Origin of the sequence: Streptomyces sp. NPDC018000 (assembly GCF_044328025.1) — a bacterium.
Lineage (GTDB): Bacteria > Actinomycetota > Actinomycetes > Streptomycetales > Streptomycetaceae > Streptomyces.
This window is the reverse complement of record NZ_JBIRGM010000001.1, coordinates 167,809-183,334: the sequence shown is the minus strand read 5'-3', so window position 1 is coordinate 183,334 and position 15,526 is coordinate 167,809. Positions and strand designations below refer to the sequence as shown.

Below are 15,526 nucleotides of genomic sequence, written 5' to 3'. Positions count from 1 at the left end.
AGCCCTCCCCTGGGAGGCGACGCGTTGAGGGCCCGCCCTGCCACTGGGTACTCCGCCCTCGACTGAGGCCTTGGGGCCGGGGAAGGTTTGGGTGTTTGGCTGCCGGGGACGGGATGGTGCTTCTACGGTGGCCGTGTTGATATGACGGATGGTCGGATCGGGGTGGGCGTGGTGGACATTCCTCTGGTGGACGCGGTGGCGGCGGTACGGGACGAGCTGATCGCGGCGGCCGCGCAGGGCGGGGAACATCCGGAAGTGGTGTTCGCGGTGGGGCCGGTGGAGATGGAGTTCGAGGTCGAGCTGCGGGCAGACGCGAAGGCGAAGGCCGGGTTCAGGCTGTGGGCGGTGAGCGCGCAGACGGAGGCCGGGGTATCGCGTGGCCGCACGCACCGGGTGTCGTTCACGCTCACGCCGAGGAGCGTGCGTGGTGGGGATCTGCTGGTCAGTGGTGCGCACGACCGTCCAGTCGGCCCCGGGAACACTGCCGGTCGTATCCCGGACTGACCGGACGCGGGCCGGGGCACGTGGTTGCCGTATTTCTCCGGGGAGGGGCTGAATGGAGCGGGCACGTTTAGTGGGGGTGACCGGTCCGGGTGGTCTGGGGTCGGGGTATGTGGTGGGTGGGCGGCTGGTGCTGACGTCCGCACATGTCGTCGCCCGCACCGCCGCGCGGGTGGAGGTGTTCCAGCCCGGCGGCATCCACACATGGGCAGGGGTGGTGGTGTGGTGCGGCACGCCCGGTGGGCGGGACGACGCCGCGTTGGTCCTCCTTGACGACGATCCGCACCGGCAGGCTTTGGCGCCGGCGGTGCGCTGGGGCCGGCTGGTGACGGACCGGCCCGGCACCGGATGCGAGATCTGGGGTCTGCCGGACGTGGCCCAGCAGCCAGGCGCCGGGGCGGAGGCCGTACAGCTGCAAGGGCGTATGAACGCAGGCAGCGGGTTCGTGGGCAACCGGCACGTGATCGACCTGCTCCAGCACCCCCCTCGGTGGGGGCAGGACGGTACGTCGCCGTGGGGCGGCCTGTCGGGCGCGGCGGTGTTCTGCGGACGCCTGCTCACCGGTGTGGTGGCCTCTGACCGGGCGCACTCCGGGCATGGCCAGCTGAACGCCGTACCGGCATACGTCCTGCACCACGACCCCGCTTTCCGGGCCGTCCTGGCCGAGCACGGCGAGGGTGCGGCGGGGCTGGAGGCGGTGGAGTTCCAGCATCTCGCCGATTCCACGGCCTTTGCGCGGCGGGCACAGCTGTCCTCGCCGGCGGCGTTGTTGCAGGCGGGACGGCAGACGGTGCCCTTCCACGGCCGTGAGGAACTGCTGGAGCGGCTGCGTGGGTGGTGTGCGCTGGGTGGGTTCGGGGCGTGGCTGCTGCACGGGCCCGGCGGGCAGGGCAAGACCCGCCTCGCCTACCACCTTGCCGGTCTGCTGGCGGCCGACGGGTGGGCCGTGCTGTGGCCGGGGGCCGGAGTGGACGATGACCATTTACGGGAGGTGCGGGATGCGGCGAGGCCTTTACTGGTGGTCCTCGACTACGCGGAGATCCGCACCGCGCAGCTGACCGCGCTCGTCGAGGCCGCAGCCGACCACCCGGGCACCTCCGCGCTGAAGGTCCTGCTGCTCGCCCGTACAGGCGGCGACTGGTGGACCCATGCGAAGACCGCCACCAGTCTTACCGAGGACTACCTCGACAACACCCCCTCGGTCCGGCTGACTCCGCTGGAGGACGCCCCAGGCCTGCGGCCCGCGGCCTACCGCACCGCCGCCCGCGCGCTCGCCGCCGCCCTCCCCAGCGTCCAAGGCCTGGCCGGGCACGACTGGCACACCGCCACCGACTCCCTGCCCGTGCCCAATCTCAACGCCGACGGGTACGCCAACGTGCTGACCCTTCAGATGACCGCCCTGGCCAACCTCCTCGACACCATCGCCCCGGCCGGCCGAACAGGGACGGGAGAAGAGGAGACGGAGGAGGTGGAGGACCGGCTGCTCGGGCACGAACGCCGCTACTGGAAGCAGAGCGCCACCGCCCGCGGCCTCACCTCGCAGCTGAGCATCAACACGCTGGAGACGGCGCTCGCCGCCGCCCACCTGACCGGCGCCGCCGACCGCGACCAGGCCGACCACACCTGGCGCAGGCTCCCCGCACTGGCCGACCAGGAACGTGACCGCCGCAACGCGGTCACCACCTGGATCGCCTCCCTCTACCCCACTACCAGTCCAGGCCTGCCATGGGGCGCACTGCAGCCCGACCGCCTCGCCGAACGCCACATCGGACGCGTCCTGGACACCGACCCGCTCCTCGCCGAACACCTCCTCGACGGCGCCGACGACACCCAGACAGCCCAGCTACTGACCGTCTACAGCCGCGCCGCCGCCCACCCCGTCTTCCAGGGCCGCCTGGACACCCGCCTGACCGGCCTGTGCACGCGCCACCACCACCAAATCGCCGCCCAGATCATCACCACCGCCATCCAGGCCGACCGCCCCGCCCCACTGATCACCGCCCTCGACACACTCACCACCGACCCCACCATCCCCCACGACACCCTCACCGCCCTGCACGACAGGTTCCCGCAATCCAGCCAGCGCCTCGTCCGCACTGCCGTACGCCTGTCCCAGACCATCACCGGCCACTACCGCACGCTCGCCGAGACAAGCGCGGACGCCTACCTGCCCGACCTCGCCAGGGCCTTGAACAACCTCTCCGTCGACTTGGGGGAGGCCGGGCGGCGGGAGGAGGGCCTGGCCGCGATCCAGGAAGCCACCGGCCACTACCGCACGCTCGCCGAGGCGGACCCGGACGCCTACCTGCCCGACCTCGCCATGTCCTTAAACAACCTCTCCGTCCGGTTGGGGGAGGTCGGGCGGCGGGAGGAGGGTCTGGCCGCGAGCCAGGAAGCCGTGCGCATCCGCCGCACACTCGCCGAGACAAACCCGGACGCCTACCTGCCCGACCTCGCCGCGTCCTTGAACAACCTCTCCGTCGACTTGGGGGCGGTCGGGCGGCGGAAGGAGGGCCTGGCCGCGAGCCAGGAAGCCACCGGCCACTACCGCACACTCGCCGAGACAAACCCGGACGCCTACCTGCCCGACCTCGCCATGTCCTTGAACAACCTCTCCGTCGACTTGGGGGAGGCCGGGCGGCGGGAGGAGGGCCTGGACGCGATCCAGGAAGCCACCGGCCACTACCGCACACTCGCCAAGGCAAACCCCGACGCCTACCTGCCCGACCTCGCCACGTCCTTGAACAACCTCTCCGCCGACTTGGGGGAGGCCGGGCGGCGGAAGGAGGGCCTGGACGCGATCCAGGAAGCCGTACGCATCCGCCGCACGCTCGCCAAGGCGAACCCGGAGCGGTTTCAGGAGAACCTGAGAAAATCGCTGGAAGTTGCCGCTTGGCTTGAATCCCTGCCCCAGTAGGCAGCCAGCACCAGCACCTCGCCGGACCGAGGTCTCTCAACCGGATACCAGGGAGTGCCGGGTGGGGGGTTGTACTCCTTGAAGAAGTCACCGGACACCACCGATCCGCTTCTCTCGCACCGCCCCGCTGAGCGGGACCGCCGGGGACCAGCTCCACCAGAGGCGCGGTGCCGGACGGTCCCGGCGGTGTGAGCCGGAGGAACTTCCAGTCGGCGGAAGGAAGCGCCATCTCACGCAGTACGTCGGCGGACCGGCGGGCCTCCACCACGGACAGCGTCTCCACCAGATCGGCGACGCGGTCCGCGTAGTCACGGGGGCCGCGGTCCAGCGGCACCATCACCTCGTACGGTTCGCCGGAGTCACCCGGGACCCGACAAGCCCGGCGATCGCGATTCGTCTGACGAGCGGTATTGCCGTCGACGTCATACGTTCCGCACGCGAATCCCTGCTCATAGCAAGCTTCGCGGCCTATGACATCACTGAGATCGTGGCGGAACTCCGCGCAGCCGCCGAGCGAAACGTCCGCATTGATCTGTTCCTGGAAGAATCGACTGCGGCAGCACGCGCCTTCGGTCCGCTCGGAGAAAAAGTCCGGATCTGGCACCGTGCGGACGGCGCCGACCACACGAGTCTTCACGCCAAGGTCATCGCCGCAGACCGCCATACCGCACTTTTGGGCAGCGCGAACCTCACGGGTCGCGGCCTCAGCCGCAACGTCGAGATCGGCGTCATCCTGCACGACTCACGGACGGTCGGCAGGCTGGTCGACCACCTGCGCTGGCTGACCGGCCCCGACGGCCTTCTCCGCAGAGCCTGAGCCTGCCCGCGAAGCCGCCCCTCCCGGGCTCGGCAGCGCCGCCCGCGCACTCTACGAACGGCACGGATTCACCGTGGAACGACAGGACCCCGTCGACGTGTTCATGGTGCGTACTCCCGCCGGTCGATACGGTTAGCCCGTTCGGGTACTTCGGCCCACACCCGCAGAAACCCAGGCAACCCACCTCCGGGAATCTCCGTCTATCCCCCCGCAGCAGCGGCTCACGCACTGTCGCCGCCTGCACGGAATCGGCACGCAGCACAGGGCCGCACAGCCGCCCGCTGCGGGGGAAGCGAACGGAGCACGGTGTGGCGGATCGGCCTGCGTTGCACGCATCTCATTCGGGAGTGTCACGGCGCACTCTGATGACGGCGGCGGCCGGTGTGACCGGCCTGGCAGCCCTCAGCGCCTGCACCGTGCCCCCGTCTCCCCGCCGCCAGGACACCGCTGCGGACCCGGCGCCCGGACTGCCGATCAGCACATCGCACCCGGCCCTGATGATGCAGATCCTCGCCCACCCGGACGACGACCTGTACTTCATGAACCCGGACACCCAGCAGGCCTTCGCCGCCGGAACACCGCTGGTCTGCGTCTATCTGACCGCCGGTGAGGCCACCGGTATCAATCGCATGCCCGGCCGGCCGCTACCCGTCCCCGACAAGAGCGCGTACTCCTCCTCACGCCACCAGGGGCTCCGCCAGGCGTACGCGACGCTGCTCGGAGTCGGCCGGTTCACGGAATGGCAGAAGTCCGTCATCGACCTCGCCGACAACCACCGAGCCGAGATCAACAGCCTTTCGCACAACGGCCGCAGGGTCGAGCTGATCTTCATCAACACCGCGATGCACACCACTTACGGCCGTCTCGGCCTGCCCAGTCTCTGGCAGGACCGGCGGCTCGTCCTGCCCACGGTCGTCGCCGACAACTCGCCGCTGAAACGGGTGGGGTCGTACACGTACGACGGGCTGATCGATGTTCTGGTCGGGCTGTTCGACCGGTACCGGCCCAGCATCGTGCACACCATGGATCCGGACCCCGACATCCAGCACAGCAGCGAGGCCGTCCGCCGCCGGGACAGCGAGCAGCCGGGCTACTCCGACCACCCCGACCACACCGCGACCGCGTCGTTCACCTGGACTGCGCTGATCCGGTGGGTGGCGCGGTCCACCCAGAACGGCGGAAAGGTACCGAGCTTCGCCACCACGGCGTTCCGCGGGTACTACAACCGGCACTGGCCGAAGAATCTGCCGCCCGCCGTGCTGGCGGAGAAGGCATCGCTCCTGGTGCCCTACGGCGGTTCGGCCGACTGGAACTGCGGCAACCCCGCCGGCTGTGGCGACTACGGCGTCGGCGGCAACCGGCCGCTGACCAACCGGAAGGGCTGGGTACGGTCCACCCACTACCGCTACCCCGGCCCCCGGCCGGTTGTCGCCGCCGGCCCGGACGGCCGGCTCGTCGCGTACGGGGTGTTGGGGCTGCGGGCGGTCCGCTGGCGCGAGAGCGCGCCGGGCAGCGGGGTGTGGGACGCGCCGGACGACCTCGGCGGCGGCCCGCTCGCCCCGATTCTGGGCAGCGCGACGCTGCCGGACGGGCGCCAGTTGCACTTCGGACTGCGGTTCGCGGCGCTCAGCGGGCACGGGGCGGACAACGAACGCGAGATCGTCGCGCTGGAGCAGCATTCCCCCGGCGGCGGCTTCCGGGCCTGGCGTGGGCTGGGAAACCCGGAGCGGAACCATGACAACGGGCGCCGGATCGGCGTCCCGGTCGCGGTGACCGCACCCGACGGGCGGGTCCATCTCTTCGTACGGAACGCGGAGAAGGGGATCAGTACACGGGTGCGGGACACGGCCGGCCGGTGGAGCGGGTGGCGGGACACGGGCGGGGGCGAGGTCCAGGACGGGCTGAGCACCGTGGTGGACAGCGCGGGGCGCGTCCATGTCTTCGCGGCGGGGCGTTACGCGGTGCATCACTGGACGCAGGACGCGCCCGGGGACCCGGTCACCGCACGCACCCAGATCAGCGGGGTGCCGGTGCCGGGTGACGGTCCGGGTGCGCTGGCGGCATCGGACGGGTCCATCGACCTGTTCTACCGGGCGGCGGCGAAGGCCGCGATGACGACCGTACGGACCGGGGAGACGGCCGGCGAGACCGGCATCGACGGGTACGGGCGGATCATCGAGGACCGGGCAGGCTTCGACGGGTACGGGCCGGTGGTCGCGGCCGGTTCGTCGCACGCCGCGGTGCTGCTGGGCCGCACCGAGAAGGGCCTGGTCCAACTGCGTACGGACAAGGGGCTCTCCGTACGGAAGCGGGGCCCGGTAGCACTGGACGGGCCGGCGCTGCACATCGGCGAGAACGGGCGGCCGGCGGTGGTGGCCCTGGGCCCCGACACCCTGCCGTGGCTCTGGCGCCCCTGATAGAAGTCGGCGCACATGCCGAAGGGCCCCGGTCCACCGCTTGCGCGGCGGGCCGGGGCCCTTCTTGGTGCTCTGTGCGGAGCAACCAGGTCAGACAGTCAGGTAATTACTTGACGATCTTGGTGACCTGGCCGGCGCCCACGGTCCGGCCACCCTCACGGATGGCGAACTTCAGGCCCTCTTCCATGGCGACCGGCTGGATCAGCGCGACGTTCATGACGGTGTTGTCGCCCGGCATGACCATCTCGGTGCCCTCGGGAAGGGTCACAACGCCCGTCACGTCCGTGGTACGGAAGTAGAACTGCGGGCGGTAGTTGTTGAAGAACGGGGTGTGGCGGCCACCCTCGTCCTTCGACAGGATGTAGGCCTGGGCCTCGAACTCGGTGTGCGGCGTGACCGAACCGGGCTTGATGATGACCTGGCCGCGCTCGACGTCCTCGCGCTTGATGCCACGGAGGAGCAGACCGACGTTCTCACCGGCCTGGCCCTCGTCGAGCAGCTTGCGGAACATCTCGATGCCGGTGACCGTGGTGGTGGTCTTCTCCTGCTTGATACCGACGATGTCGACGGTCTCGTTGACCTTCAGGACACCACGCTCGATACGACCGGTGACGACGGTGCCACGACCGGTGATCGTGAAGACGTCCTCGATCGGCATCAGGAACGGCTTGTCGACGTCACGCTCGGGCTGCGGGATCGCCTCGTCGACGGCCTTCATCAGGTCGAGGACGGACTGGCCCCACTCCTTGTCGCCCTCGAGCGCCTTGAGCGCCGAGACCTTGACGACCGGAACGTCGTCGCCCGGGAACTCGTACTCGGAGAGGAGCTCACGGACCTCGAGCTCGACGAGCTCCAGGATCTCCTCGTCGTCCACCATGTCGGCCTTGTTCAGGGCGACGACGATGTACGGAACGCCGACCTGGCGGGCCAGGAGCACGTGCTCCTTGGTCTGCGGCATCGGGCCGTCGGTGGCGGCGACCACGAGGATGGCGCCGTCCATCTGCGCGGCACCCGTGATCATGTTCTTGATGTAGTCCGCGTGACCCGGGCAGTCGACGTGCGCGTAGTGACGCGACTCCGTCTGGTACTCGACGTGCGCGATCGAGATGGTGATACCGCGCTGGCGCTCCTCGGGAGCCTTGTCGATCTGGTCGAAGGCCGAGGCCTCGTTCAGGTCCGGGTACGCGTCGTGCAGCACCTTGGTAATGGCGGCCGTGAGGGTCGTCTTACCGTGGTCAATGTGACCGATGGTGCCGATGTTGACGTGCGGCTTAGTCCGCTCGAACTTCGCCTTCGCCACTGGGTCCTCCTGTGGAGTGGTTCTGTACGCCTTGCTTCATCGGCGCCAGGTGATCTTTGCTGGGATGCCGGGGCCGGGGGCACTCACCGCAAAGCTTCCGCTCTGCGACGAATGCCCCACCAGGCTCCGGTGACAAGCCTAAAGCGTGAGCTCGGGAGAGTTACTCGCCCTTGGCCTTCGCGATGATCTCCTCGGCGACGTTCCGCGGAACCTCGGCGTAGGAGTCGAACTGCATCGAGTAGCTTGCGCGACCCGAGGTCTTGCTGCGGAGGTCTCCGACGTAGCCGAACATCTCCGAGAGGGGCACGAGGCCCTTCACGACGCGAGCGCCGCTGCGCTCCTCCATGGCCTGGATCTGGCCACGGCGGGAGTTGAGGTCACCGATGACATCGCCCATGTAGTCCTCGGGCGTGGTGACCTCGACGGCCATCATCGGCTCAAGGAGCACGGGGGACGCCTTGCGGGCACCCTCCTTGAACGCCTGCGAACCGGCGATCTTGAAGGCGAGCTCGGAGGAGTCGACCTCGTGGTAACCACCGTCGAGAAGGGTGACGCGGACGCCGACCATCTCGTAGCCGGCCAGGATGCCGAACTGCATGGCTTCCTGAGCACCCGCGTCCACCGAGGGGATGTACTCACGGGGGATGCGGCCACCGGTGACCTTGTTGACGAACTCGTAGGACGCGTCGCCACCCTCGAGGGGCTCAAGGGCGATCTGCACCTTCGCGAACTGGCCGGTACCACCAGTCTGCTTCTTGTGCGTGTAGTCGATGCGCTCGACGGCCTTGCGGATCGTCTCGCGGTACGCGACCTGCGGCTTGCCGACGTTCGCCTCGACGCGGAACTCGCGCTTCATGCGGTCGACGAGCACCTCGAGGTGAAGCTCGCCCATACCACCGATGATGGTCTGGCCGGTCTCCTCGTCGGAGTGCACCTGGAAGGACGGGTCCTCCTCGGAGAGGCGCTGGATGGCGACACCCAGCTTCTCCTGGTCACCCTTGGACTTGGGCTCGATGGCGACCTGAATGACCGGCGCCGGGAAGTCCATGGACTCCAGGATGACCGGGTTCTTGTCGTCACACAGCGTCTCACCGGTGGTGGTCTGCTTCAGGCCCATGACGGCGATGATGTCGCCGGCGCCCACCGACGCGATCTCCTCACGCTTGTTCGCGTGCATGCGGTAGATCTTGCCGATGCGCTCCTTCTTGCCCTTGACCGAGTTCAGCACCGCGGTGCCGGCGTCGAGGCGACCGGAGTAGATCCGGACGAAGGTGAGCTTGCCGAGGTGCGGGTCGCTCGCGATCTTGAACGCCAGGCCGGAGAACGGCTCGTCGTCCGAGGGCTTGCGCTTGACGACAACCTCGGGGTCCTTGACGTCGTGGCCCTCGATGGCCTCGACGTCCAGGGGGGAAGGCAGGTAACGGACGACCGCGTCGAGCAGGGGCTGGACGCCCTTGTTCTTGAACGCCGTGCCACAGAACACCGGGGTGACGGTGACGGAGTCGGCGCCGCCCTTCGATGCGAGGGTGATCCGACGGATCGCCTCGTGCAGCTGCTCCTCGGTGGGCTCGACGCCCTCCAGGTACAGCTCCATCATCTGGTCGTCGTTCTCGGAGACGGCCTCGAGCAGCTTGCCGCGCCACTCCTGAGCCGCCTCGATGTGGGTGTCCGGGATGTCGACCGTGTCGTACATCTCACCCTTGGGCGCGTCCTCCGACCAGACGAAGGCCTTCATCGACACGAGGTCGACGACGCCCGTGAAGTCGGACTCGGCTCCGATGGGGAGCTGCATGACCAGCGGAACCGCGCCGAGGCGATCGACGATCATGCCGACGCAACGCAGGAAGTCGGCACCGGTGCGGTCGAGCTTGTTGACGAAGCAGATGCGCGGCACGCCGTACCGGTCCGCCTGACGCCAGACGGTCTCGGACTGCGGCTCGACGCCGGCCACACCGTCGAACACGGTGACGGCACCGTCGAGGACGCGGAGCGAACGCTCCACCTCGACGGTGAAGTCGACGTGACCCGGGGTGTCGATGATGTTGATGGTGTGGTCAACATCGTTGAGCGGCCAGTGGCAGGTCGTCGCGGCGGACGTGATCGTGATGCCGCGCTCCTGCTCCTGCTCCATCCAGTCCATCGTGGCGGAACCCTCGTGGGTCTCACCGATCTTGTAGCTCACACCGGTGTAAAAGAGGATCCGCTCGGTGGTGGTCGTCTTCCCCGCGTCGATGTGGGCCATGATCCCGATGTTGCGGACCCTGGCCAGGTCAAGCGAAGTGGTGGCCATAAGGCTCAATCTTCTCTCGGTCTCGATGTGGGTAGCGACTACCAGCGGTAGTGCGCGAAGGCCTTGTTGGACTCGGCCATCTTGTGGGTGTCCTCGCGCTTCTTGACGGCAGCGCCAAGACCGTTGGAGGCGTCGAGCAGCTCGTTCATGAGGCGCTCGGTCATGGTCTTCTCGCGGCGGGCGCGGGAGTAACCCACGAGCCAGCGGAGCGCGAGGGTGGAGGCGCGACCGGGCTTGACCTCGATCGGCACCTGGTAGGTGGCGCCACCGACACGGCGGGACTTGACCTCGAGCGAGGGCTTGACGTTCTCAAGCGCGCGCTTCAGCGTGATGACCGGGTCGTTGCCGGTCTTCTCGCGGAGGCCTTCCATGGCGCCGTACACGATCCGCTCGGCAGTGGAACGCTTGCCGTTGAGCAGGATCTTGTTGATCAGCGAGGTGACAAGAGGAGAACCGTAGACCGGGTCGATGATGACCGGGCGCTTCGGGGCGGGGCCCTTACGAGGCATTCTTACTTCTCCTTCTTGGCGCCGTAGCGGCTGCGGGCCTGCTTGCGGTTCTTGACACCCTGGGTGTCAAGGGAGCCGCGGATGATCTTGTAACGAACACCCGGCAGGTCCTTCACACGGCCACCACGCACGAGCACGATGGAGTGCTCCTGCAGGTTGTGTCCCTCACCCGGGATGTAGGCCGTGACCTCGATACCGGAGGTCAGACGCACACGCGCGACCTTACGGAGTGCCGAGTTCGGCTTCTTCGGGGTGGTCGTGAACACACGCGTGCAGACGCCGCGGCGCTGGGGCGAACCCTCGAGTGCGGGCGTCTTGTTCTTCTCGACCTTGTCCTGCCGGCCCTTCCGGACCAGCTGCTGGATCGTAGGCACTACTTCTCCGGTTTCTGTGTGCCGTTCGTGAAACTAACCTGGAACGTCACCGACCCACGCGGTCGGGTGTGTCGAATGCTGCAGGCTCCTGCCGCAAGACAGAAAGAGCGCAGATTGCGGTGGCCACTGACGGACTCGCCACGCGGTTGAGGACACGCACGACGAGCCCAGGCACACCCCAGGCACAAGGTCTGAGCGTACCTACCTCATCGACTTGGGTCAAAACAAATGCTGTCCACCGGACACGCCGGGGTCTTTCTCCTTGCGCAGTCAGGCCCAAAGGCCCTCCTCGTGGAGGACGGGCAGCCCGACCTCGGAGCTAGAGCCATGCCCCCCATGTTCCGCCGTCAAGCCTCGTGGCCAAGGGCGGATTCTACCTGGGCGGCCCCACGCCCACCGGGGCTTCACCGAACCGGTGCGTATGCCGGAGGGCGGCCACCCCGTGCATCACGGGATGACCGCCCTCCGGTCGATCAAGCGACTCGCTTACTGGTTGTACGGACCGTAGTCGTAGTCCTCCAGCGGAACGGCCTGGCCGGAGCCCGTGCCGAACGGCGAGTAGTCGATGTCGTCGTAGCCGACGGCCGAGTACATCGCGGCCTTGGCCTCCTCGGTGGGCTCGACCCGGATGTTGCGGTAGCGGGACAGACCCGTACCGGCCGGGATGAGCTTACCGATGATGACGTTCTCCTTGAGGCCGATCAGGGAGTCCGACTTGGCGTTGATCGCCGCGTCGGTCAGGACCCTGGTCGTCTCCTGGAAGGACGCCGCCGACAGCCACGACTCGGTGGCGAGCGAGGCCTTGGTGATACCCATCAGCTGCGGACGGCCGGAGGCGGGGTGACCGCCCTCGGTGACCACACGACGGTTCTCGGTCTCGAACTTCGAGCGCTCGACGAGCTCGCCGGGCAGCAGTTCCGCGTCGCCGGACTCGATGATCGTCACACGGCGCAGCATCTGCCGGATGATGATCTCGATGTGCTTGTCGTGGATCGACACACCCTGCGAGTTGTAGACCTTCTGGACCTCGCCGACCAGGTGGACCTGGACCGCGCGCTGACCAAGGATCCGCAGCACGTCGTGCGGGTTGGTGGCACCCACGGTGAGCTTCTGGCCCACCTCGACGTGGTCGCCCTCGCCCACCAGCAGACGGGCACGCTTCGAGATCGGGAACGCCGTCTCGTCGCTGCCGTCGTCCGGGGTGACGACGATCTTCTTGGTCTTCTCGGTCTCCTCGATACGGACGCGGCCGGCCGCCTCCGAGATCGGGGCGACACCCTTGGGCGTACGGGCTTCGAAGAGCTCGACGACTCGGGGCAGACCCTGGGTGATGTCGTCACCGGCCACACCACCGGTGTGGAAGGTACGCATCGTCAGCTGGGTACCGGGCTCACCGATGGACTGGGCGGCGATGATGCCGACCGCCTCACCGATGTCGACCAGCTTGCCGGTGGCGAGCGAGCGTCCGTAGCAGAAGGCACAGGTGCCGACCGCGGACTCACAGGTCAGGACCGAACGGGTCTTGACCTCCTCGACGCCGGCGCCCACCAGGGCGTCGATCAGGACGTCACCGAGGTCGACGTTGGCAGGCGCGATGACCTTGCCGTCGACGACGACGTCCTCGGCGAGCATGCGGGCGTAGACCGAGGTCTCGACGTCCTCCGTCTTGCGGAGCACACCGTCCTCACCCTTGACGGCGATCTTCAGCTTGAGGCCGCGGTCGGTGCCGCAGTCCTCCTCGCGAATGATCACGTCCTGCGAGACGTCCACCAGACGACGGGTCAGGTAACCCGAGTCGGCGGTACGCAGGGCGGTGTCCGCCAGACCCTTACGGGCACCGTGCGTGGAGATGAAGTACTCCAGAACGGTGAGGCCCTCACGGAAGGACGCCTTGATGGGACGCGGGATCGTCTCGTTCTTGGCGTTGGACACCAGACCACGCATACCGGCGATCTGACGCATCTGCATCATGTTTCCTCGGGCACCCGAGTCAACCATCATGAAGATGGGGTTCGTCTTGGGGAAGTTCGCGTTCATCGCCTCGGCAACCTCGTTGGTCGCCTTGGTCCAGATCGCGATGAGTTCCTGCGTGCGCTCGTCCTTGGTGATCAGACCGCGCTCGTACTGCTTCTGGACCTTCTCGTCCTGCGCCTCGTAGCCGGCGACGATCGCCTTCTTGGCCTCGGGGACCACGACGTCGGAGATGGCCACGGTGACACCGGAACGGGTCGCCCAGTAGAAGCCCGCCGCCTTCAGGTTGTCGAGCGTCGCCGCCACGATGACCTTGGGGTAGCGCTCGGCGAGGTCGTTGACGATCTCGGAGAGCTGCTTCTTGCCGACCGAGTAGTCGACGAACGGGTAGTCCTCGGGCAGCAGCTCGTTGAAGAGCGCGCGGCCCAGGGACGTACGCAGCCGGAACGTGTCGCCCTGCTGGTACTCCTGCTCACCCTCCTCGGCGACCGGCGGCACCCAGCCACGCGGCGGAATGGTGCCCACCGGGAAGCGGATGTCGACCTTCGCCTGGAGCGACAGCTCCCGGGCGTCGAAGGCCATGATCGCCTCGGCCGTGGAACCGAAGGAACGACCCTGGCCGACGACCTTGCGCTCCTCCTCGTCCGTGGTGAGGAAGAAGAGGCCCAGCACCATGTCCTGGGTCGGCATGGTGACGGGACGACCGTCGGCCGGCTTCAGGATGTTGTTCGAGGACAGCATCAGGATGCGGGCCTCGGCCTGCGCCTCCGCGGAGAGCGGCAGGTGGACGGCCATCTGGTCACCGTCGAAGTCCGCGTTGAACGCGGTGCAGACGAGCGGGTGGATCTGGATGGCCTTGCCCTCGACCAGCTGCGGCTCGAAGGCCTGGATGCCGAGGCGGTGCAGCGTGGGCGCACGGTTCAGCAGCACCGGGTGCTCGGCGATGACCTCTTCGAGGACGTCGTACACCACGGTGCGGCCACGCTCGACCATGCGCTTGGCCGACTTGATGTTCTGCGCGTGGTTCAGGTCGACCAGGCGCTTCATCACGAACGGCTTGAAGAGCTCCAGCGCCATGGCCTTCGGCAGACCGCACTGGTGCAGCTTGAGCTGCGGGCCGACGACGATCACGGAACGCGCGGAGTAGTCCACACGCTTACCGAGAAGGTTCTGACGGAATCGACCCTGCTTGCCCTTCAGCATGTCGCTGAGGGACTTGAGCGGGCGGTTACCGGGACCGGTGACCGGGCGACCGCGGCGGCCGTTGTCGAACAGCGCGTCGACGGCCTCCTGCAGCATCCGCTTCTCGTTGTTCACGATGATCTCGGGGGCACCGAGGTCAAGGAGACGCTTGAGGCGGTTGTTGCGGTTGATCACACGGCGGTACAGGTCGTTCAGGTCGGAGGTCGCGAAGCGGCCACCGTCCAGCTGCACCATCGGACGCAGGTCCGGCGGGATGACCGGCACGCAGTCGAGCACCATGCCCTTGGGCTTGTTGCTGGTCTGCAGGAACGCGGAGACGACCTTGAGGCGCTTGAGCGCGCGGGTCTTCTTCTGGCCCTTGCCGGTACGGATGATCTCGCGGAGGCGCTCGGCCTCCTCGTCGAGGTCGAACGACTCCAGGCGCTTCTGCAGAGCAGCGGCACCCATGCAGCCGTCGAAGTACGTGCCGAAGCGGTCACGCAGCTCGCGGTAGAGCAGCTCGTCGCCCTCCAGGTCCTGGACCTTGAGGTTCTTGAAGCGGCTCCACACCTCGTCGAGACGGTCGATCTCGCGCTGCGCACGGTCGCGCAGCTGCTTCATCTCGCGCTCGGCACCTTCGCGCACCTTGCGGCGCACGTCGGCCTTGGCGCCCTCGGCCTCCAGCTCGGCCAGGTCGGTCTCGAGCTTCTTGGCGCGGGCCTCCAGGTCGGCGTCGCGGCGGTTCTCGATCTGCTGACGCTCGACGGAGACGTGCGCCTCCAGGGACGGCAGGTCGCGCGTACGGCGCTCCTCGTCCACGAACGTGATCATGTACGCGGCGAAGTAGATGACCTTTTCCAGGTCCTTCGGCGCGAGGTCCAGCAGGTAGCCGAGGCGCGACGGGACGCCCTTGAAGTACCAGATATGGGTGACGGGAGCGGCAAGCTCGATGTGGCCCATGCGCTCACGGCGCACCTTGGCGCGCGTGACCTCGACGCCACAGCGCTCACAGATGATGCCCTTGAAGCGGACACGCTTGTACTTGCCGCAGTAGCACTCCCAGTCCCGGGTAGGACCGAAGATCTTCTCGCAGAAGAGTCCGTCCTTTTCGGGCTTGAGCGTGCGGTAGTTGATGGTCTCCGGCTTCTTCACTTCGCCGTGGGACCAGGTCCGGATGTCGTCCGCGGTGGCAAGGCCGATCCGCAGCTCGTCGAAGAAGTTGACGTCGAGCACTTGTCGTCAATCCCT

9 protein-coding genes and 1 pseudogene are annotated in these 15,526 nt (G+C 67.8%); 5 read left to right on the top strand and 5 right to left on the bottom strand.

Going from position 1 to position 15,526, the window contains the following annotated elements:
- Nucleotides 1-141: 141 nt before the first annotated feature.
- The 5 genes and pseudogenes from ACH4EW_RS00890 to ACH4EW_RS00870 all read left to right on the top strand — a co-directional run bounded on the left by ACH4EW_RS00890 (nucleotide 142) and on the right by ACH4EW_RS00870 (nucleotide 6,652).
- Complete coding sequence (locus tag ACH4EW_RS00890) at nucleotides 142-504, top strand: trypco2 family protein (protein WP_398249784.1); 363 nt, start codon at nucleotides 142-144, stop codon at nucleotides 502-504.
- A 76-nt stretch (nucleotides 505-580) separates the two neighbouring features.
- Complete coding sequence (locus ACH4EW_RS00885) at nucleotides 581-3,418, top strand: tetratricopeptide repeat protein (protein WP_398249782.1); 2,838 nt, start codon at nucleotides 581-583, stop codon at nucleotides 3,416-3,418.
- A 103-nt stretch (nucleotides 3,419-3,521) separates the two neighbouring features.
- Entirely contained in the window at nucleotides 3,522-4,235 is a 714-nt protein-coding gene (locus tag ACH4EW_RS00880; protein WP_398251196.1) for a phospholipase D-like domain-containing protein, read from the top strand.
- A 31-nt stretch (nucleotides 4,236-4,266) separates the two neighbouring features.
- Nucleotides 4,267-4,371, top strand: a pseudogene (locus ACH4EW_RS00875) (GNAT family N-acetyltransferase); the annotation flags it as partial.
- 211 nt (nucleotides 4,372-4,582) lie between these two features.
- A complete protein-coding gene (locus ACH4EW_RS00870) occupies nucleotides 4,583-6,652 on the top strand; it encodes a PIG-L family deacetylase (protein ID WP_398249780.1) in 2,070 nt (689 codons plus the stop codon).
- A gap of 106 nt (nucleotides 6,653-6,758) precedes the next feature.
- Here ACH4EW_RS00870 and tuf read toward each other — a convergent pair whose 3' ends face one another.
- From tuf to ACH4EW_RS00845, 5 genes are all read right to left on the bottom strand, one after another.
- The gene (tuf, locus tag ACH4EW_RS00865; RefSeq protein WP_398249778.1) at nucleotides 6,759-7,952 is read right to left on the bottom strand and encodes an elongation factor Tu; all 1,194 of its coding nucleotides are present in this window, start codon (nucleotides 7,950-7,952) and stop codon (nucleotides 6,759-6,761) included.
- A gap of 160 nt (nucleotides 7,953-8,112) precedes the next feature.
- Nucleotides 8,113-10,242 carry an elongation factor G gene (fusA, locus tag ACH4EW_RS00860; RefSeq protein WP_398249776.1) on the bottom strand — a complete coding sequence of 710 codons (2,130 nt, stop codon included), beginning with the start codon at nucleotides 10,240-10,242 and terminating at the stop codon, nucleotides 8,113-8,115.
- 38 nt (nucleotides 10,243-10,280) lie between these two features.
- Nucleotides 10,281-10,751 carry a 30S ribosomal protein S7 gene (gene rpsG / locus ACH4EW_RS00855; protein ID WP_093897234.1) on the bottom strand — a complete coding sequence of 157 codons (471 nt, stop codon included), beginning with the start codon at nucleotides 10,749-10,751 and terminating at the stop codon, nucleotides 10,281-10,283.
- A gap of 2 nt (nucleotides 10,752-10,753) precedes the next feature.
- On the bottom strand, nucleotides 10,754-11,125 hold the full coding sequence (rpsL, locus tag ACH4EW_RS00850) for a 30S ribosomal protein S12 (protein WP_003948652.1): 372 nt from the start codon (nucleotides 11,123-11,125) through the stop codon (nucleotides 10,754-10,756).
- Between the two features lie 486 nt (nucleotides 11,126-11,611).
- Nucleotides 11,612-15,511, bottom strand: a complete 3,900-nt coding sequence (locus ACH4EW_RS00845) for a DNA-directed RNA polymerase subunit beta' (RefSeq protein ID WP_398249774.1) — start codon at nucleotides 15,509-15,511, stop codon at nucleotides 11,612-11,614.
- Nucleotides 15,512-15,526 lie beyond the last annotated feature (15 nt).